Genomic DNA, 18,222 nt, shown 5'->3' with positions numbered 1-18,222 from the left:
GTAAAAAAACATGGAAAGCTTTTTAATTGATGTACAGAATAAGCTTTAAATTTAAATTCTGCTTTTAATGAAACTACTTAATGATTGGAAGTTAATTATTTTACTGTGTCTTACTTTAGGTTTAGCGCCGTTTTTCCCAGAACCGCATTTAATAGGTAAAATCAGATGGGTGGCAGGCGGTGCCAATGGCATGGTATTTAAAGATTATTTTGATTTAGTATTTCATGGGTTTCCATTTATCTTATTAATCCGGTTAGCCTTACTTAAATTAAAAAACCTAAACTCTAATTCCAAAGACAGCATACAAAAACACTAGTAAAAAGTAACCACATATTATGCCTTTAAATATTGTATTAATAGAACCAGAAATCCCCAATAACACCGGTAACATTGGACGCTTAGCTTTAGCTACAGACTCAAGATTACATCTGGTAAAGCCTTTTGGATTTGAAATTGATGATAAACGCCTTAAACGTGCAGGACTTGATTACTGGCAACATTTAGACGTTGTTTATTATGATAATGTTGAAGCCTTCTTTACACAAAATAAATACGCTAAAATGGTCTTTTTATCTAGCCATGGCACAAAAACGCATTGGGATATTGAATTTAAAGATGATTTGTTTTTGGTATTTGGAAAGGAATCTGTAGGCCTACCTAAACCTTTACAAGAAAAACATAAAGACCAATTATTTAAAATCCCTTTGTACAGCGAATCTATTAGAAGCTTAAACTTAGCGAATGCTGTAAGTATAGTGGTTTACGAGGGCTTACGGAATCTGAGAGCTTTTTAAGCTTCATTTGAAAAAATAGTTATAAAGAACATCATTTCTAAATGGTTTTTGTAACTTTTCCACAACAAAAACCTTCCAATTGAAACACTCTAAAACGTATAATTTTTTTTCAGAACTTAGTCAAATTGTATTCGGTATTGTGCTAGCTAGTATTAGCTTAAAAGCCTTTTTACTGCCCAACGGCTTTTTAGACGGAGGCGTTACAGGAATTGCGCTACTTGTCAACCGATTAACTGGTATTGATATTTCAATTGCATTAGTGCTTTTGAGTATCCCTTTTTTAATTATTGGCTACTACACCGTTTCTAAACGTATTGTTGTAAAATCTATTCTAAGTATTCTTGGTTTAGCGTTTTTAATTCAGTTTGGAAATTACGGTATTATCACTGAAGACAAGCTATTAATTTCAATTTTTGGAGGACTGAGTTTGGGTGCAGGAATCGGTATTGCTATTAGAAATGGATCCGTTTTAGATGGGTCTGAAATTTTAGGTATCTACCTCAATGACAAATTTGGACTAAGCATCGGCAAAGTCATTCTTATGTTCAATATTGTATTGTTTAGTATCACAGCTTTGGTGATTTCAGTAGAAATTGCCCTTTACTCGATACTCACCTATATTGTTACTGCAAAAGTAACCGACTTAACCATTGAAGGTTTTGAAGATTTTATTGGGGTTACCATTGTCTCTAATGACTATGCCGAAATAAAACATGCCATTATGACGGAATTAGGCGTTGGCCTAACAACTTATAAAGGTTCTAAAGGATTTGGAAGCACTGGAGCCCAACAAGATTTTGATATTATTCACACCATTATTAATCGTATTGACATCAAAAAAATGCATCGTATTATAGAGGAAATCGACGATAAAGCATTTATTATAGAATTTGATGTTAATAATGTAAAAGGTGGTGTTTTACGTCATTATTTAGATAAGAAAAAAGGCAAAACCTTAGGGAAAATATAGTATAATCTTACAGCTAATTAAGCCTAAATATTAGTTAGGGTTCTTCTTTAAATAACTTAAATACATCTGCTCAACCTTAGCTCTTGCCCAAGGGGTTCGTCTTAAAAATTTTAAACTAGATTTTACAGAAGGATCATGTGTAAAACAACGGATATTAATTTGATAGCCCATATATTCCCAACCATAATGGGCTTGTAAATCGGTAATAATTTGTTCTAGCTTAATACCGTGAAGTGGATTATTAGCTTGTGTTGCCATAATGATTTCTTTTTTGTGTTAGGACATAGGCATCTTATGCTACAAACTCATAACTAAGGCTTTAATTTTAACCGCTTTTTCAAAATGGTCTAATTGATGGGTTTTTATCCACCAAGTTGCGGCTTCCATTAGCAATTCAGGATTATCATTTTTATTTTTAAAAAACGCATAAAATGAAATCCCGACATTGTTGCCTTTGGTTGCTATTTTCTTATCGCAAACCTCAATAATTTTATCCTTTAAAGCATTAGTCATTATTTAGCGTCTGTTATCGTTACGTCTTTGGCTTTTATTTCGATTACGATCTGAATTTTTCGGTTTATTAGAATTACGATTATTAGAATTCTTTCTTCGACCTTGATTTCTATTTTGACCTGGTTTAATAGGTTCTGTTGACGCATTTGGGTCAGGTTCAAAACCTTCTACAATCTCTACTTCAATAGATTCACCTATCAGTTTTTCTATGCCTTTTAAATAAGTCGTTTCATCTGCACTAACTAATGAAATAGCTTGGCCTTCTGCTCCTGCTCTACCCGTTCTACCAATTCTATGCACGTAGTCTTCCGAAATGTTAGGCAATTCAAAATTAATAACATGTGGTAATAATGGGATATCCAAACCTCTAGCGGCTATATCTGTAGCCACCAAAACTCTAACCGAGCCATTTTTGAAACCTGCTAATGCTTTTGTTCTTGCCCCTTGACTTTTATTGCCATGAATAGCGGCAGCAGTAATCCCAGAACTAATCATCTTTTTACAAAGCTTATTTGCACCGTGTTTAGTTCTGGTAAACACTAAAACTTGTTTCCAATTACCATCAGAGATTAACTTAATTATTAATCCTGTTTTTTTTCCTTTAGCAACACGATAAACTTTTTGCTCTATAACCTCAACGGCTGTATTTTCTGGAGTTGCCTCAACTTGCACAGGATTATTAAGAATCGAGTACGCTAGCTTTTTGATATCTTTAGAGAATGTAGCAGAAAACATAAGATTTTGTCTCTTACTAGGTATCAGCTTCATCACACGTTCAATATCACGTAAAAAGCCCATGTCTAGCATACGATCGGCTTCATCTAAAACAAATATTTCAACACGTTTTAGTGATAATAAGCCTTGATTTTCTAAATCGATTAGACGGCCTGGTGTTGCCACTAAAACATCGACACCTTGTTTTATGGTCGCTACTTGTGGTTTCTGATTTACACCACCAAAAATCACCGTACTTCTAATATTTAGAAACTCACTATATTCTTTTACATTAGCATGAACTTGTGCCGCTAACTCACGTGTTGGCGTTAAAACTAATGCTCTAATTGGTCGGTGTCTTTGTTCTGAACCGTTAGTTGTAAGGTTATGAAGCATCGGTAAAGTAAAACCTGCTGTTTTACCTGTTCCGGTTTGTGCAGAGGCTAAAACGTCTTTACCTTCTAATACAGAAGGAATGGCTTTGGCTTGGATTGGTGAAGGTGTTTCGTATCCTTTTTTTTGGATAGCTTTAAGTATAGGCTCAGATAGGCCCAAAGATTTAAATGACATATATAAAGTTTATGAAGCAAACTCTATTTATTTAGGTCACTCCTTTAATTTGGGGCGAAGTTACAGCTATTTTAGGCCTGACTCTAAAAAAACAGCTATTATATTCTAAACACTATAAATTCTTCCGCTCTTGTAACTTCTTAAACGGACTTGTATCACGATTTTTAAAACCATGAACAGAACTACTTATAACTAAAATAGCAGCACTTATAAATGCGATATACATTAGAGTGTCATTATTTGGTGTATTAGCATTTCCTATACCAACTAAAGCCCAAGCACCAACAAGTGCAAACTCTCTCATGTTCCGTTTCCAAGTCATCAGTAAATTAATACTAACCGCAATTATAATTAAAATGATAGTCCAAGTAACATCAGACAAACCAAAACCATCCCAACCCATTTTTACTAAATATGTAGACACATTAGCAATACTAGCTACTGTAACCCAACCCGAATAAATTACAAACGGCCACCAAACAAACATAATAATAGGCAATGGCTCGTCGTCTAACTCCATACGGTTATTGACCACAATTTTTAATAATGAGAAAAGTAATAGAAAAATAAAAAGGCAAGACAGACCTGTGTATTCATAAATCCAAGCAAACACCCAAAGTGAGTTAAATAAACACGAGAGTATAAACCACCAACCTGTTTTCAATACAACATTATCATTTTCAACGTTTGCAAACAGACTTCTTGCTTGGTAAATAACAAAACTTATAAGCATTATATAAATGAGTCCCCAAATGGCAAACGTATAACCTGCAGGTGTAAACAAAGACCTATAACTATTAGAAACTTCACCAATCGTTGTATTATTTAAAACTCCTGTATTAGAGAGGTAATTAATAAATATTGTTAAGATAAGAGCTATTACATTTCCTATTTGAAGAGTTTTTTTCATGATTTATATTTTTATCTAATTTAAAAAACATGGTATTGTAGCTTATCTTATTTTCACATTTCTTTGACTTAAATGAAACCACCCAAAACAAATGTTTTTACCAGCTTTACAATACACCTAACCTTTAGAATTCCTTATATTAGCTTTAATATATAAATTCTTATAGTCATTTACATTAAATCATCTTAAAATATGAAAGTATTACTCACCTTACTGTTTTTATTGCCAGTACACATTTTTGCACAAGAACAAACCAGTTCGGAACAATTTTGGGAGCAACTTAAAACCCATTGTGGTAATGCATATGAAGGCGTCATTACTGAGGGAGGAAAAGAAGGTGATGGTTTTACAGGTGAAACATTAGTAATGCATGTTCGAATATGTGAAACAAACACTATTAGAATTCCTTTTTTTGTAGGTGAAGACAAGTCGCGTACCTGGGTTTTACAAATGAATGCTGATAAGATTATGAGTCTTAAGCATGATCATCGGCATAAAGATGGCACAGAAGACGATTTAACTCAATATGGAGGCACAAGTGCTAATATGGGCTTAGCTCATCTACAAATGTTTCCCGCAGATGCACATACCTCAGAAATTTTACCTGCTGCATCAACTAATATTTGGTGGTTTACCATAGATGATACCAGTTTAACTTATAATTTGCGACGTATAGGAACCGAACGTTTATTTACTGTTAAGTTCGATTTAACTAAAACTATTGAAACCCCTGATGCACCATGGGGAAGTGAAGACTAACCAGCTATACATTCTGATTACAAAATCTTAGTATAAAGTATTACCCAAATTCATAGTAAAAACACTATTATTTTGCATATTCTACAATAACAAATACACCCATACCCTATATACATGCTAGTACACAAGAGAATACACTTCAACATAACGTACTAGCTAAAAAACTATTTAGATTTATTATAAATAATTTGGTCAATTAAGTTTACCTAGATACTTTTGCCGACACAAAAAACTATTTATACTTAGTCTAAATAAACAAAAGATGAAAAATATCTTAACAGGTCTAATACTCCTATTATGTATTCAAATGAGTTTCTCTCAAAATGCAAGCCTTTCTGGTACCGTTACTGACAATAACAAATCTCCACTAATAGGTGTAAACCTTTTAATTAAAAATACTAAAAAAGGGACACAGTCAAATGAAAATGGTGTTTTTGAAATAACGAATATTGAAAATGGAAATTACACACTTGTAATCTCTTATATAGGATTTAAAACTAAAGAGGTTCTCGTTTCAATATCAGATAACCAAAAGGTCGATTTAGCAACTATTATTTTATACGAAGGAAATGAAGTTTTAAAAGAAGTTGTACTCGATGTGAATAGGAAAAATAAATTTTCTAGAAAAACGAGTGCATATGTTTCTAAAATGCCTTTAAAAAATATTGAAAACTCCCAAGTTTACAATACAATTACCAATCAATTATTAATCTCTCAATCTGTAAATACGTTTGAAGACGCTTTAAAAAATGCCGCTGGTGTCACCAAACTATGGTCATCAACTGGAAGAAGTGGTGATGGTGCTGGTTATTACTCTAGTCGTGGTTTTGCTGTGCAACCACAATTAGTCAATGGTGTTGCTGGTATTACTAATGGATTTATTAATCCGTCTAATGTAGAACGCGTAGAAGTCATTAAAGGGCCTTCAGGCACTTTATTTGGAAGCTCAGTAACATCTTATGGTGGACTCATAAACATAATTACAAAAAAACCATATAGCGGAACAGGTGGCGAAATTACGTTTTCTGGTGGGTCTTACGATTTTGCAAAATTTAATGCAGACGTTAATGTCAGTGCAAATGATAAATTATCACTTCGTATCAATACAGGTTTTCAGCAAGAACATAGTTTTCAAGATGCTGGATTAAAAAAATCAGTTTTCATTGCACCTTCAATATCGTACAAGGTTAACAATAATGTGACGCTAAACTTTTCTTATGAGGCTTCAGATAATGAACAAACTAACGAAACGTTTTTATTCTTAAATCGCTACGGAACATTAGCTTTTGATTCTATAGACGACTTAGGTTACGATACCAACTTATCATTTACAAGTAACGATGTTACCATAAATAACCTTACACAAAATTACCGTGGTGAAGTGGCTTGGAAAATTTCAGATCAGTGGTCTTCACAAACCTTAATATCTGGTGGTTTAGCAGAATCTTTAGGCTATTACACCTATTTATGGAATACTGCAGATTATAGCGACCCTACAGCTATAGTAGGTACTGATAATTTTGCATTATACGCCCAAGACACGGATTCTAAAACAAAAACCATCAACTTACAACAAAACTTTACAGGTACATTTAAACTTGGTGATTTAGAAAACAAATTGTTAGTTGGAGCAGATTACTTAGACTACAATATTATTGACAATAGCTCTAATTGGGGTTATTTACATACCATAAATATTGATGGTGATTTAATTTACGGCGAACCTGAAATGAATGAAGAAAATTTAAGTGCTGCTTTATCTGGTTTAGGTTATTTAGATAGCGACATTCGTCAAAATATCTTTGGTGCTTATGTGTCTGATGTCATCAATATTTTACCATCATTATCCGTTATGGCAAGTGTGCGTTATGACAGATTTGATTATCAAGGAGATCGACAAACTAATGCTGATGACTATTCGGAATATACCGAGTCTACGTTTTCTCCAAAATTCGGAATTGTTTATCAACCAATTTTAAACGAATTATCCATTTTTGCGAATTATCAAAACGGTTTTTCTTACGTAAACCCAGAATACGTTACGACTTATGATGATTTAGGTGAGCCAACAACAACGCTAGAATCTTTTGATGTAGAACAAGCCAATCAATTTGAAGTTGGAGCAAAAACCAACCTTTTTAATAATAAATTAGAAGCGACATTAAGTTATTACAATATTACGGTAGACAACAAGTATTATTGGGCTACACAAACTCAAGATCTAGAAATTAATAGCCAAGGAATTGAGTTAGAGGTTAATGCTAATCCAATTTCTAACTTAAATATTCACTCTGGCTTTAGTTATAATGATTCTGAAATTACAGATTCACCTTCAGCAAGATTTTTAGAAGGCAATCGTTACGGAGAATCTGGTGCAGAGTTCACATACAACTTCTGGGCAGATTACAAATTCTTTAAAAACTTTGGTGTAGGCGCAGGATTTAATGGACAATCTAAATATGATACCATGACGGATTACCAATCGGTAACTGGTAGTTTCTATATTCCTGCTTATACAATCTTTAATGCGTCATTATATTATGAAACTGATACATTTAGAGTAAGTGTAAAAGGCAATAACCTTAGTGATGAAACCTATTTTTCTGGATGGAGTACAATAACACCACAGCAAACACGATCGCTACTTGGTACGTTTACTTATAAATTCTAAATAGCCCTAATTGAAAGAGCAAACTTAATTGTAAGTTTGCTCTTTTTTTAATAACAATTACTTTATGACAACTAAAAAAATAATCTTTCAACTACATAAAATCTTAGGTTTAGCAACAGGAATTGTTGTTTTTGTCGTTGCTATAACGGGTTGTTGTTGGGCATTTAGAGAAGAAATAGAAGCAACTTACGATGATTACAAATATGTAACACCACAAGATGCACCTCTACTTACACCTACTGAAGCAAAGCATTACGCGAGTGTAGTTTTTCCTGATAATTCTATTCATGGCACTATTTTCAAAAAGAAAACAGATGCTATTGAAGTTATTTTTTATGATGCTGAACCAGAATTTTACCAAAGTGTATTTTTAAATCCTTACAGCGGAGAAATTATACAAGTCGATAATCATCTTACCGGCTTTTTTGCATTTATACTTAAAGGTCATATGCGACTTTGGTTACCAAAAGCGATTGGAGAACAAGTTGTGGCTGCTTCGATTTTAATTTTTATTCTGATTATAATTTCAGGATTTATTTTATGGCTACCTAAAAAGCGTAAAAACTTAAAACAACGTTTAAAATTCGATTGGAAAAAAACAACACGTTGGAAACGTAAAAACTTCGACTTACATACGGTTGTTGGATTTTACATCTGTTCTTTTGCCTTAATTATAGCCTTTACAGGTTCTTTGATATCTTACAATTGGTTAAAGTATGTCGTTTATAAAACTACAGGTGGCGATAAAGTTCCTGCTTTTATTATACCCGAAAACAAAAGTGAAGCATTAAGTGATAACCGTAAAATTCCTATGGATTATCTTATTGAAAAACTTCAAAAAGAATCACCAGACGCTGTGGCTTATGAATTGCATTATCCAGAAAACAAAGACCAAAGTATCTATGTAGAAGTTTCTAATAGTGAAGGGCTTTTTTACGATGCAGATTTTAGATTCTTTGACCAAAACACCCTTGAAGAGCTTGAAACCCCTGGTATCTATGGCAAATATAAAGATGCCAAATTTGCGGATAAATTATTACGGATGAATTATGATATTCATATTGGAGCCATTGGTGGTATTGTTGGTAAAATTATTGCCTTTTTAATTAGTTTAATAACGGCAACACTACCCGTCACTGGAATTCTGCTATGGTATGGCAGAAATTATAAAAAGAAAAAAAAGGCGCTCTAATTTATTTAATTGAAGCCAGCATACGCTCTACCTCAACAATTGTGGCACCGTAAAGTTTCCTATTAGGTTGGGTTAGACTTTTAGACTCTATAGATATTTCATTTAACAAAGCTTTGCCTTCAGAAGTTTTATCATTTTGAACGTAAAATTTTGCTAATTCTAAACGTTCCACGTAATTAGAATACGGACGGTCTATCTGTTTTAATTGCGCCTCTGCTTCATTAACCTTACCCAATTCATTTAGAGCTAATCCATAACAAAACTGCTGTTTAGATCCTTTAAATTCGTTTTTGTCCTTTATAAATTCAGCTTGGGTAATGACATCAGCATAATTACCAAGTTGAAAATGACTTAATATGAGCTTTTGTCTCGCATATAAAGCATCTTGAACTGTATCTTCTAAAGTAATATTATAATTAACAACCGCTTTTTCAAAGTCTTTATTAGCATAATAAGCATCTGCTAAGTCAATTCTGTTAGCATAGGTATCTGTAAATTTCAGTTTCGCTTCTAAATCTTTTATTCGTTTTGTAGGATTTAAGACGGTTGTAATTTCTTCTTGTATTTTTTGAGTATCATTTCTATTATAAACTTGAGTAATAATATAAAGTAATGGTCCAATTATAGGAATTATAAAAATAATGAGGTACCAATAAAAGGGCTTGTTATTTTTAAAAGCGTGATAAATACAATAGACTTTGAGTACTAAAAGTAAGATGTAAAACATAGCAACTAAATTAGTTTTTTTTTATCAACTTTACCTAGTAAACACCAACTCATTTTTAGAAGACAAAGCTTCGCTAAAACCATAATTTTCGTAATTAAAAGCCTTAAGGTCGTCTACTGTTTTAGCATCCGTATCAATAATAAATCGGGTCATTAAACCTCTAGCTAATTTGGCATAAAACGCAACAATTTTATATTTATCATTTTTAAATTCTTTAAAAACAATATTTACAACAGGAACTTTTAAAGCTTTGGTGTCAACAGCCTTAAAATACTCATTACTTGCTAAGTTTACAAAAAGCTCATCATCTGCTAACTCATCGTTTAAGGCCTGCGTGACTTTCTTTTTCCAGAACTCATATAAGTTTTTGTTTTTACCGACAGGCATCTTTGTTCCCATTTCTAATCGGTAAGGTTGAATTAAATCTAAAGGTTTTAAAACCCCATATAAACCCGAAAGAATTCGTACAGTATCTTCTACCTTGTCTAGCTTATCAGTAGCAATGGTGTAGGCATCTATACCTCTATAAACATCACCACTAAATGCGTAAATAGCTGGTCTGGCATTAGCTTTAGTGAATGGTAATTCCCAATCTTGATTACGCTCGTAATTTAATTGTCCTAAATTATCTGAGATATGCATTAACTTGGATAAGTCCTTTGCAGATTTCTTTTTTAAAACGTCATTAAGTTGTTCTGCTTCTTTTAAAAACAGACCTTCTGTTGTTTTTTCTGTCGGTAGTTGCGTCTCGTAATCTAGAGACTTTGCTGGTGATAATACTAGTTTCATATATATAATCCACTTGAGTGGATGTCGCTTTTAAAAATTAAACAATTGTTCCTTGATTACAAAAATACAATCTAATTGAAGGAGTTTAAAGTATTAACTAATACTAATATTGATAGTGTTATAACGAATACTTATTCATTCATACAAACAACTCAATTGATACTTTGATAAGCTACGAGCAAGATTGAATAAAGTGACCTCTGGAAGGTGCGTTAAGGATGGAAATGGCATCCTTTTTATGTAATGACTGAGTGTAAACGAAGTGATGACATAAAAAGATATAATGGACAGCCTGGTCATTTTTTTCCTGCAAGGTTTTAAAAATCCTTGTAGGTTTAGAAAAATGAAACGCTAAAAAATAGATGATACAATGTGTTTATTATTGACTGTAAAATCTGATAAAAAAGGCTCATGGAGACCTAGTTTTTAGTCAACATGCTTTGCATAATGGCGCCACTTCTCAATACATTGGGTCATATCTTCTGGAATTTCAGACTGAAACTGCATAAATTTACCTGTTGTTGGGTGCACAAAGCCTAACGTTTTAGCATGTAAGGCTTGTCTTGGTAATATTTTGAAACAGTTATCTACAAACTGCTTATACTTAGTAAAAGTTGTCCCTTTTAAGATGCGCTCACCACCATAACGTTCGTCATTAAATAAGGTGTGACCAATATGTTTCATATGCACACGGATTTGGTGCGTTCTTCCGGTTTCAAGTTTACAACTCACCAAAGTAACATACCCTAAGCGCTCTAGCACTTTATAATGTGTTACGGCTGGTTTTCCAAGTTCGGCATCATCATCTAAGTAAACTGTGTTTTGCAATCTATTTTTTGGGTGACGGCCAATATTACCTTCAATAGTTCCTTCTTCCTCTGTTATATTTCCCCAAACTAAAGCCACATATTCGCGCTCACTGGTTTTTTTTGCAAACTGATTAGAGAGATGTGCCATGGCTTGTTCGGTTTTAGCAACAACCAATAAACCGCTAGTATCTTTGTCGATTCGGTGTACTAAGCCTGGTCTTTCGCTTGAATTATTAGGTAGGTTTTCAAAATGAAAAATCAGCGCATTAATTAAGGTTCCTGAATAATTTCCGTGTCCAGGATGTACCACCATACCTGCAGGTTTGTTAACCACTAATAAGTCGTCATCTTCGTAAACTACATCGATAGGAATATCTTCTGCAATAAGGAGATTCTCATGTGGTGGATGCTCAAACTTAACGGTTATATAGTCATTAGGTTTTACTTTGTAATTGGATTTTACAGGAACATCATTTACAAAAATACAGCCGTCTTTTGCGGCAGCTTGAATTTTATTACGCGTGGCGTTTTCTATAAAATTCATTAAGTATTTATCGATTCTGAGCGGCTGTTGACCTGCAACAACTCTAAAAGCATGATGCTCATAAAGCTCGTTGTCATTAACGTTGTCGTCAGAAATATCAGGAATATTTGGCATTTTTGTATCTTATAATTTACCGTTACCCACAACCAAATCTATAGTAGAGGTTAATGGTAATAATGTACCAGGTGCTATGGATTCGCCTTCATGAGACATAGACATTACGCCTTCGCCAATAGCATCTTTATATATAATTTTGCCAATTTTGAACTCTAAAGCTTCTAATTGTGGCTTAGCTTGTCTAAATGTTCGTTTTAAAATATTTGGCACTTCTACTTTTCTGTAACCCGATGGGTTTAAGATTAAGTAAATTTTTCTATTTTCTTTAACCTGTGCTCCAGCTGCTGGGTTTTGCTCAATAACTGAATACTTAGGGTAATTGGGGTTATAATTAGCAGAATCTTGGATTTCCATAGCTAAATCATGGTCTTTTAATTCTATGCCAGCCGTATTTAAAGATTTTCCTTTTAAATCAGGAACGATTACAAATTCCCCATGATTCGTGGTTACTTTTAACCATTTCAGCGTTAAAAAACTCAACACTACAATAGCTACAATAGCCAATACCAATTGCTTAACAAACACTTTACTGGTAATAAACTTTACAAAACTCATAATTCAATTAATTGGTGACAAAACTAAGAAATAATAACGACACAAAAATAAAATACGTATCAACAACTCAATTAGTTTATAAAAAATATATTATACTTTTACACTAAGACTTTTTAAACCTAAAAATGCCCACTATTGTGGACCTTAAAACATGAAAAAAAATATCGCAATTATAATGGGTGGTTATTCTAGTGAATATAAAATCTCTCTAAAAAGTGGTAATGTAGTATACAACACGCTAGATAAGGAAAAATATAAGCCTTATCGCATTCATATTTTTAAGAATAAATGGGTTTTTGTTAATGACAAAGATGAAGAGTTTCCGATTGACAAAAATGATTTTTCAGTTTTAGTGAACGAGACTAAAATCAATTTTGATTGTGTTTTTAATGCCATTCACGGTTCTCCTGGAGAAGACGGGTATATGCAAGCTTATTTTGAGTTGTTAGGCATACCGCAAACCAGTTGTAGCATGTACCAAGCCGCTTTAACTTTTAATAAGCGCGACTTATTAGCGACACTTAAACCTTTTGGAATTAAAACTGCGGAGAGCTATTACCTAAATTTTGGAGATGCTATTGATAAAGATGCAATTATTGCCAAAGTTGGTTTACCTTGTTTTGTCAAAGCAAATAAAGCTGGTAGTAGTTTTGGTATTTCTAAAGTCTATAAAAAAGAAGAACTTCAAGCAGCGATAGACAACTCATTTAAAGAAGACAATGAAATTATTATAGAACAGTTTTTAGATGGTGTAGAAGTGTCTGTTGGTGTCATTTCTTACAAAGGGGAAACTCTTGTTTTACCAATCACTGAAATTGTATCTGAAAATGATTTCTTTGATTATCAAGCTAAATACGAAGGAAAATCACAAGAAATTACACCTGCTCGTATTTCTGAAGATTATGCCAGAAAAGTAGGTCTTGAAGCTAAAAAAATATATGAAACTCTTAAAATGCAAGGCTTTTCGCGAAGTGAGTTTATCTTTAAAAATGACGAACCTTATCTACTAGAAGTCAATACAGTGCCTGGTTTAACCACTGAAAGTATTTTACCTCAACAAGCCGCCGAAGCAGGGATAAGTATGCCAAATTTATTTGATAATGCTATTGAAGAAGCGCTTATAAATTAAAACGATATTAACCGTCACAAAATGAAGTTACAAACTCAATTATAACAAGGTCTTATTTAAATTGAGATTCCCTATATTTGTTTAAGTTTAATCATTAAGACTTTCTCTACTTTGAGCCCTAGCATGAAACGAGCCATATTTCCAGGATCATTTGACCCTTTAACTAACGGTCATTACGACATTATAAAAAGAGGCATTAAACTTTTTGACGAAGTTATAGTGTCTATCGGAATCAATGCAGAGAAAAACTATATGTTTTCTTTAGAAGAACGTAAAGCTTTTATAGAAAATGCATTTATCAACGAGCCTAAAGTAAAGGTGGTAACATATAAAGGGCTAACAATTGATTTTTGTATGGAAATAGATGCTCAATTTATATTAAGAGGACTAAGAAATCCTGCTGATTTTGAATTTGAAAAAGCCATAGCACACACCAATAGAAAACTTTCTAAAATTGAAACGGTATTTTTATTGACCTCCTCTAAAACGTCTTTTATATCGTCTTCAATTGTGCGAGATGTCCTTAGAAATAATGGTGACTATACAGTGCTTGTTCCTGAAAGTGTTAGAGTGAATAAATAAACTTTAAATTACCTTTTCTTCACAACTATTAAAAGGCTATGCTGGGATGCTTTTCTTGAAGTTTTTCTATTTTAGATTTTAGATTTTTCAAAAATTTCTGATGTGCTTCTGAATCAGAATTAAATGGTTTATGCTGAAGTCCTTTTTGAATCGTTTCAACCCTATCCATAATCTCAAAAGCTGCTTCTGACATCCATACCTTTTGAAATCTTTCCCAAATATAATAGATGGCTGTTTGGTTTGGATGAATCATATCTTCTGCATAAAATCGATAATCACGAAGCTCGTCCATCACAATTTCGTACGACGGAAAATAATAGTTTTGTTGCCTTGGTTCCACTACATTGTGAATTGCAGAAATTAAATGCGCCTTGCTTTGCATATTTTCTACAAATCCATCCTTTGTATGTCTAACTGGAGAGACCGTAAACAGGCAACTTACTTTAGGGTTCACACTTTTTATTAAGGCAATGATAGCCTTAAGTGATTCTGTAATGGTGTCCACCGAAAGTAATTCTTTTAAAAATTGCTTTTGCGGAACTTTATGGCAATTGGCAACAATAGTATCTGTCGCTTTTTCTCTATACACCCAAGATGTTCCTAGAGTGATTATAATATGGGATGCTGTTGTAATTTGTTGATTTGCAAATTGAATTTGTTGGTTTAAACGCTGCAGAATGTCTTCTTTAGAAGCGGAACTTAACTGAGAATGTGCTTCAAAACAATGCCATTGTTCATTTTGAAATAAGAGATCGCTTTCTGTATATACCTTTTCATTTATGGCATTAGTAATTAAGCTTTCTATTGCCAGAGGTTGAAATAATATTCCGAAAGGATTAACCGTAGATTGAAACTTAAAATAATGAAAGATCTCTCCTATATTTTCCGAAAAACACGACCCCAGTAACAACAATTTAGAGTTGTAATCTATTTGATTGTGTTGTTGTGGTTTTAGCGGTATTTGTGTTTGTAGTTTCATGTTTTTTTTCTCGCAAAGGCAAAGAAGCGCAAAAATTTACTTGGACGACTTTAGAAATAACTTTATTGATATTAATTTTTCATTCTGATTCACATGTTTTTCCAGTAAAGGATTACTCAGATGAGTATTCTCGCAAAGTCATAAAAGTCCATTATAACTAAAGAAACTAATGTTTTCTTCATTTTTTATTTGCGCCTTAGCGTCTTTGCGCGAAAAACACTCTTAACTTATATAACCCTTAGCAGCCTGCAAAGCAGCCTCAATACCATCAGGATTCTTTCCACCTGCAGTAGCAAAGAACGGTTGTCCACCACCACCACCTTGGATGTGTTTTCCTAATTCTCTAACAATAGTACCCGCATTTAAATCTTTAGTAGCGACTATTTCCTTAGAGATGTAACAAGACAAAATGGCTTTTCCATTAGTTTCAGCTCCAAACAATAAAAATAAATTATCAAACTGACTTCCTAACTCAAAACAAACATCTTTTATACCAGCAGCATCTAAATCGAGTTTTTTAGCTAAAAACTGAACACCGTTAATTTCGGTTAATTCGCTTTTTAATTCGCCTTTAATATTTTTTGCTTTGTCTTTTAATAAGGCTTCTACCTGCTTCTTTAAATCCGTATTTTCATCCTGTAGATTAACTAAAGCCTTCACAGGTTCTTTTGCATTATTCAACAAACCTCTCATTTCTAAATAAGCGGCATTATTTTCTGAATAATAATCTTTAACCGCTCGGTTTGTAATGGCTTCAATACGTCTTATTCCTGCTGCTACAGCACTTTCTGAAACTATTTTAAAATGCCATATATCCGAAGTGTTTTTTACGTGTATTCCTCCACATAACTCCATAGACTTACCAAAACGAATCGTTCGAACCGTATCACCATACTTTTCGCCAAACAACGCCATAGCACCTTCTTCTAGTGCTTTATCCATAGGGATATTTCGTTGCTCTTCTAAAGGCAGCTTACCCTCTATTCTGGCATTTACAAAATCTTCTATTTCTTGTAATTGCTCAGGTGTAACCTTAGAAAAATGAGAAAAATCGAAACGTAAGGATTTTGGTTTTACTAAAGAGCCTTTTTGTTCTACATGATCCCCCAAAACAGCTCTTAAAGCTTGGTGTAGTAAATGTGTAGCTGTATGATTACTCGATGATAATGCTCTATGCTCACTACTTACAACGGCTTTAAAACTTTCGTTAAGATGCTCTGGTAAATTTTTGGTTAAATGAATCGTTTCATTATTCTCTTTCTTAGTATCTAAAACATAAATCACATCGCCATGCGGCCCTTGCAAAAATCCTTTATCTCCAATTTGTCCACCTCCTTCGGCATAAAATGGCGTTAAGTTAAATACCAACTGATACATTTCTCCCTCTTTTTTAGAGGTAACCTTACGGTATTTTGCAATCTTTACATTAGCTTCTAGGGTATCGTAACCAATAAATTCTTGAACATCATCAACGAATAAAACGGTCCAGTCTTCAGTAGATGTTTCACTTGCCGAACGCGATCTATTTTTTTGTTTTTCTAAGTGCTCCTTAAACCCTTTTTCGTCGAGTTTTAAATCTTTTTCAGACAGAATTAAGGCTGTTAAATCAATAGGGAATCCATAAGTATCATAAAGTTCAAATGCTTTTTCACCAGAAACGGTATCACCTTTTGTTTCTTCAACAATACGGTTTAACAAAACTAAACCTTGATCTAAGGTTCTTAAAAAAGAAGCTTCTTCCTCTTTAATTACGTTTTCAATCAATACATTTTGTGAACGCAACTCCGGGAAAGCTTCGCCCATTTTTTTGCTCAAAACATCAACCAATCTATAAATAAAGGGTTCTTTTTTATCTAAAAATGTAAATCCGTAACGGATGGCGCGACGTAAAATTCTACGAATCACATAGCCAGCACCTGTATTACTAGGTAATTGGCCGTCTGCTATTGAAAATGCAACGGCTCTAACATGATCGGAAATCACGCGAATGGCGACATTTATTTCTTCTTGCGCTTCGGACAAATCGCCACTTGTCCCTACATATTTTTTATCGGTTATGGTTTCAATCTCACGAATAATTGGTGTAAATACATCGGTATCATAACTAGATTTCACATCTTGTAATACCATACACAAACGTTCAAATCCCATTCCGGTATCAATATGCTTATTTGGCAATGCCTCTAAAGACCCGTTGGCTTTTCGGTTATATTGCATAAAGACCAAATTCCAAATCTCAACCACTTGCGGATGGTCCATATTAACTAAAGACTTACCATCAACCTTCGCTTTTTCTTCAGCTGAACGAATATCCACATGGATTTCACTACAAGGTCCACATGGCCCCTGATCACCCATTTCCCAGAAATTATCCTTTTTATTCCCTGTTAAAATACGGTCTTCAGAAATATATTGTTTCCAAATATCATAAGCTTCGGAATCTAATTCTAGTTGATCAGCGTCAGTACTCCCTTCAAAAACGGTAACATATAAAATGTCCTTATCAATTCCGTAAACTTCGGTTAGTAACTCCCAAGCCCATGCAATAGCTTCTTTTTTAAAATAATCTCCAAAACTCCAGTTACCCAACATTTCAAATAAGGTATGATGGTACGTGTCATAACCAACTTCTTCTAAATCGTTGTGCTTACCAGAAACACGCAAACATTTTTGCGAATCTGTAATTCGGTTTCTCTTTGGTTCAGCATTTCCTAAAAAATACTCTTTAAAAGGTGCCATCCCTGCGTTAACAAACATTAATGTGGGATCATCTTTTAATACCATTGGTGCAGAAGGAACAATAAGGTGTTGTTTTCCTTCAAAGAAATTTAAAAATTTAGAACGAATTTCTTGAGACTTCATATACTGAAATTATAGCTTGTTTTTAATTAATTGCGA

At 33.4% G+C, this 18,222-nt stretch carries 18 protein-coding genes; 8 read left to right on the top strand and 10 right to left on the bottom strand.

All coding sequences use genetic code 11. The features are described from left to right. Positions 1-67 precede the first annotated feature (67 nt). The 3 genes from HM982_RS03410 to HM982_RS03400 all read left to right on the top strand — a co-directional run bounded on the left by HM982_RS03410 (position 68) and on the right by HM982_RS03400 (position 1,764). Positions 68-316 (top strand): hypothetical protein, encoded by a 249-nt coding sequence (locus HM982_RS03410; protein ID WP_179351714.1) that lies wholly within the window; start codon positions 68-70, stop codon positions 314-316. A gap of 19 nt (positions 317-335) precedes the next feature. Continuing rightward, complete coding sequence (locus HM982_RS03405; protein WP_179351713.1) at positions 336-794, top strand: tRNA (cytidine(34)-2'-O)-methyltransferase; 459 nt, start codon at positions 336-338, stop codon at positions 792-794. A gap of 79 nt (positions 795-873) precedes the next feature. After that, positions 874-1,764: a YitT family protein gene (locus HM982_RS03400; protein WP_179351712.1), complete on the top strand. Its 891-nt coding sequence runs from the start codon at positions 874-876 to the stop codon at positions 1,762-1,764. A gap of 30 nt (positions 1,765-1,794) precedes the next feature. Here the strand turns inward: HM982_RS03400 and HM982_RS03395 are convergent, their stop codons facing one another. The 4 genes from HM982_RS03395 to HM982_RS03380 all read right to left on the bottom strand — a co-directional run bounded on the left by HM982_RS03395 (position 1,795) and on the right by HM982_RS03380 (position 4,471). Further along, positions 1,795-2,022: a VF530 family protein gene (locus HM982_RS03395; RefSeq protein ID WP_179351711.1), complete on the bottom strand. Its 228-nt coding sequence runs from the start codon at positions 2,020-2,022 to the stop codon at positions 1,795-1,797. A 39-nt stretch (positions 2,023-2,061) separates the two neighbouring features. Continuing rightward, on the bottom strand, positions 2,062-2,277 hold the full coding sequence (locus HM982_RS03390; RefSeq protein WP_179351710.1) for a DUF6500 family protein: 216 nt from the start codon (positions 2,275-2,277) through the stop codon (positions 2,062-2,064). A gap of 3 nt (positions 2,278-2,280) precedes the next feature. After that, positions 2,281-3,561, bottom strand: coding sequence for a DEAD/DEAH box helicase (locus tag HM982_RS03385; protein WP_179351709.1), 1,281 nt, complete (start codon positions 3,559-3,561; stop codon positions 2,281-2,283). 112 nt (positions 3,562-3,673) lie between these two features. Continuing rightward, positions 3,674-4,471: a tryptophan-rich sensory protein gene (locus HM982_RS03380; protein ID WP_179351708.1), complete on the bottom strand. Its 798-nt coding sequence runs from the start codon at positions 4,469-4,471 to the stop codon at positions 3,674-3,676. A 192-nt stretch (positions 4,472-4,663) separates the two neighbouring features. Here HM982_RS03380 and HM982_RS03375 point away from each other — a divergent pair, with 192 nt between their 5' ends. The 3 genes from HM982_RS03375 (at position 4,664) to HM982_RS03365 (ending at position 9,093) form a co-directional block, all read left to right on the top strand. After that, entirely contained in the window at positions 4,664-5,230 is a 567-nt protein-coding gene (locus HM982_RS03375) for a hypothetical protein (RefSeq protein ID WP_179351707.1), read from the top strand. Positions 5,231-5,492: 262 nt separating this feature from the next. Beyond that, positions 5,493-7,901 carry a TonB-dependent receptor gene (locus HM982_RS03370; RefSeq protein WP_179351706.1) on the top strand — a complete coding sequence of 803 codons (2,409 nt, stop codon included), beginning with the start codon at positions 5,493-5,495 and terminating at the stop codon, positions 7,899-7,901. A 64-nt stretch (positions 7,902-7,965) separates the two neighbouring features. Next, positions 7,966-9,093 (top strand): PepSY-associated TM helix domain-containing protein, encoded by a 1,128-nt coding sequence (locus HM982_RS03365; protein WP_179351705.1) that lies wholly within the window; start codon positions 7,966-7,968, stop codon positions 9,091-9,093. Position 9,094: 1 nt separating this feature from the next. On the opposite strand, the gene HM982_RS03360 is transcribed toward HM982_RS03365, so the two are convergent. The 4 genes from HM982_RS03360 to HM982_RS03345 all read right to left on the bottom strand — a co-directional run bounded on the left by HM982_RS03360 (position 9,095) and on the right by HM982_RS03345 (position 12,634). Continuing rightward, positions 9,095-9,820, bottom strand: coding sequence for a hypothetical protein (locus HM982_RS03360; protein ID WP_179351704.1), 726 nt, complete (start codon positions 9,818-9,820; stop codon positions 9,095-9,097). A gap of 30 nt (positions 9,821-9,850) precedes the next feature. Beyond that, positions 9,851-10,609 (bottom strand): peroxide stress protein YaaA, encoded by a 759-nt coding sequence (gene yaaA, locus HM982_RS03355; RefSeq protein WP_179351703.1) that lies wholly within the window; start codon positions 10,607-10,609, stop codon positions 9,851-9,853. Between the two features lie 426 nt (positions 10,610-11,035). After that, positions 11,036-12,076 carry an RluA family pseudouridine synthase gene (locus HM982_RS03350; protein WP_179351702.1) on the bottom strand — a complete coding sequence of 347 codons (1,041 nt, stop codon included), beginning with the start codon at positions 12,074-12,076 and terminating at the stop codon, positions 11,036-11,038. 9 nt (positions 12,077-12,085) lie between these two features. After that, positions 12,086-12,634: a PASTA domain-containing protein gene (locus HM982_RS03345; RefSeq protein WP_179351701.1), complete on the bottom strand. Its 549-nt coding sequence runs from the start codon at positions 12,632-12,634 to the stop codon at positions 12,086-12,088. Between the two features lie 151 nt (positions 12,635-12,785). Here HM982_RS03345 and HM982_RS03340 point away from each other — a divergent pair, with 151 nt between their 5' ends. Together HM982_RS03340 and coaD are read left to right on the top strand one after the other, a co-directional pair. Further along, entirely contained in the window at positions 12,786-13,763 is a 978-nt protein-coding gene (locus HM982_RS03340) for a D-alanine--D-alanine ligase (RefSeq protein WP_179351700.1), read from the top strand. Between the two features lie 123 nt (positions 13,764-13,886). Beyond that, entirely contained in the window at positions 13,887-14,345 is a 459-nt protein-coding gene (coaD, locus tag HM982_RS03335) for a pantetheine-phosphate adenylyltransferase (RefSeq protein WP_179351699.1), read from the top strand. 28 nt (positions 14,346-14,373) lie between these two features. Here the strand turns inward: coaD and HM982_RS03330 are convergent, their stop codons facing one another. Both HM982_RS03330 and alaS read right to left on the bottom strand, forming a co-directional pair. Then, on the bottom strand, positions 14,374-15,324 hold the full coding sequence (locus HM982_RS03330; protein ID WP_179351698.1) for a GSCFA domain-containing protein: 951 nt from the start codon (positions 15,322-15,324) through the stop codon (positions 14,374-14,376). Between the two features lie 222 nt (positions 15,325-15,546). Beyond that, positions 15,547-18,186 carry an alanine--tRNA ligase gene (gene alaS, locus HM982_RS03325; RefSeq protein WP_179351697.1) on the bottom strand — a complete coding sequence of 880 codons (2,640 nt, stop codon included), beginning with the start codon at positions 18,184-18,186 and terminating at the stop codon, positions 15,547-15,549. Positions 18,187-18,222: the final 36 nt, after the last annotated feature.

The sequence above is a fragment of the Winogradskyella vidalii genome, assembly GCF_013403955.1.
In the GTDB taxonomy this organism is placed as follows: Bacteria; Bacteroidota; Bacteroidia; order Flavobacteriales; family Flavobacteriaceae; genus Winogradskyella; species Winogradskyella vidalii.
Note: the sequence above shows the minus strand (reverse complement) of the source record. Positions and strands in the feature narration are given on the sequence as shown.

Coding starts and splice junctions, on each gene's coding strand:
- HM982_RS03370 (WP_179351706.1), top strand. CDS start 5,493: ATGAAAAATATCTTAACAGGTCTAATACTCCTATTATGTATTCAAATG.
- HM982_RS03345 (WP_179351701.1), bottom strand. CDS start 12,634: ATGAGTTTTGTAAAGTTTATTACCAGTAAAGTGTTTGTTAAGCAATTG.
- HM982_RS03375 (WP_179351707.1), top strand. CDS start 4,664: ATGAAAGTATTACTCACCTTACTGTTTTTATTGCCAGTACACATTTTT.
- alaS (WP_179351697.1), bottom strand. CDS start 18,186: ATGAAGTCTCAAGAAATTCGTTCTAAATTTTTAAATTTCTTTGAAGGA.
- HM982_RS03340 (WP_179351700.1), top strand. CDS start 12,786: ATGAAAAAAAATATCGCAATTATAATGGGTGGTTATTCTAGTGAATAT.
- HM982_RS03390 (WP_179351710.1), bottom strand. CDS start 2,277: ATGACTAATGCTTTAAAGGATAAAATTATTGAGGTTTGCGATAAGAAA.
- yaaA (WP_179351703.1), bottom strand. CDS start 10,609: ATGAAACTAGTATTATCACCAGCAAAGTCTCTAGATTACGAGACGCAA.
- HM982_RS03330 (WP_179351698.1), bottom strand. CDS start 15,324: ATGAAACTACAAACACAAATACCGCTAAAACCACAACAACACAATCAA.
- HM982_RS03405 (WP_179351713.1), top strand. CDS start 336: ATGCCTTTAAATATTGTATTAATAGAACCAGAAATCCCCAATAACACC.
- HM982_RS03380 (WP_179351708.1), bottom strand. CDS start 4,471: ATGAAAAAAACTCTTCAAATAGGAAATGTAATAGCTCTTATCTTAACA.
- HM982_RS03360 (WP_179351704.1), bottom strand. CDS start 9,820: ATGTTTTACATCTTACTTTTAGTACTCAAAGTCTATTGTATTTATCAC.
- HM982_RS03395 (WP_179351711.1), bottom strand. CDS start 2,022: ATGGCAACACAAGCTAATAATCCACTTCACGGTATTAAGCTAGAACAA.
- HM982_RS03410 (WP_179351714.1), top strand. CDS start 68: ATGAAACTACTTAATGATTGGAAGTTAATTATTTTACTGTGTCTTACT.
- HM982_RS03385 (WP_179351709.1), bottom strand. CDS start 3,561: ATGTCATTTAAATCTTTGGGCCTATCTGAGCCTATACTTAAAGCTATC.
- HM982_RS03350 (WP_179351702.1), bottom strand. CDS start 12,076: ATGCCAAATATTCCTGATATTTCTGACGACAACGTTAATGACAACGAG.
- HM982_RS03365 (WP_179351705.1), top strand. CDS start 7,966: ATGACAACTAAAAAAATAATCTTTCAACTACATAAAATCTTAGGTTTA.
- coaD (WP_179351699.1), top strand. CDS start 13,887: ATGAAACGAGCCATATTTCCAGGATCATTTGACCCTTTAACTAACGGT.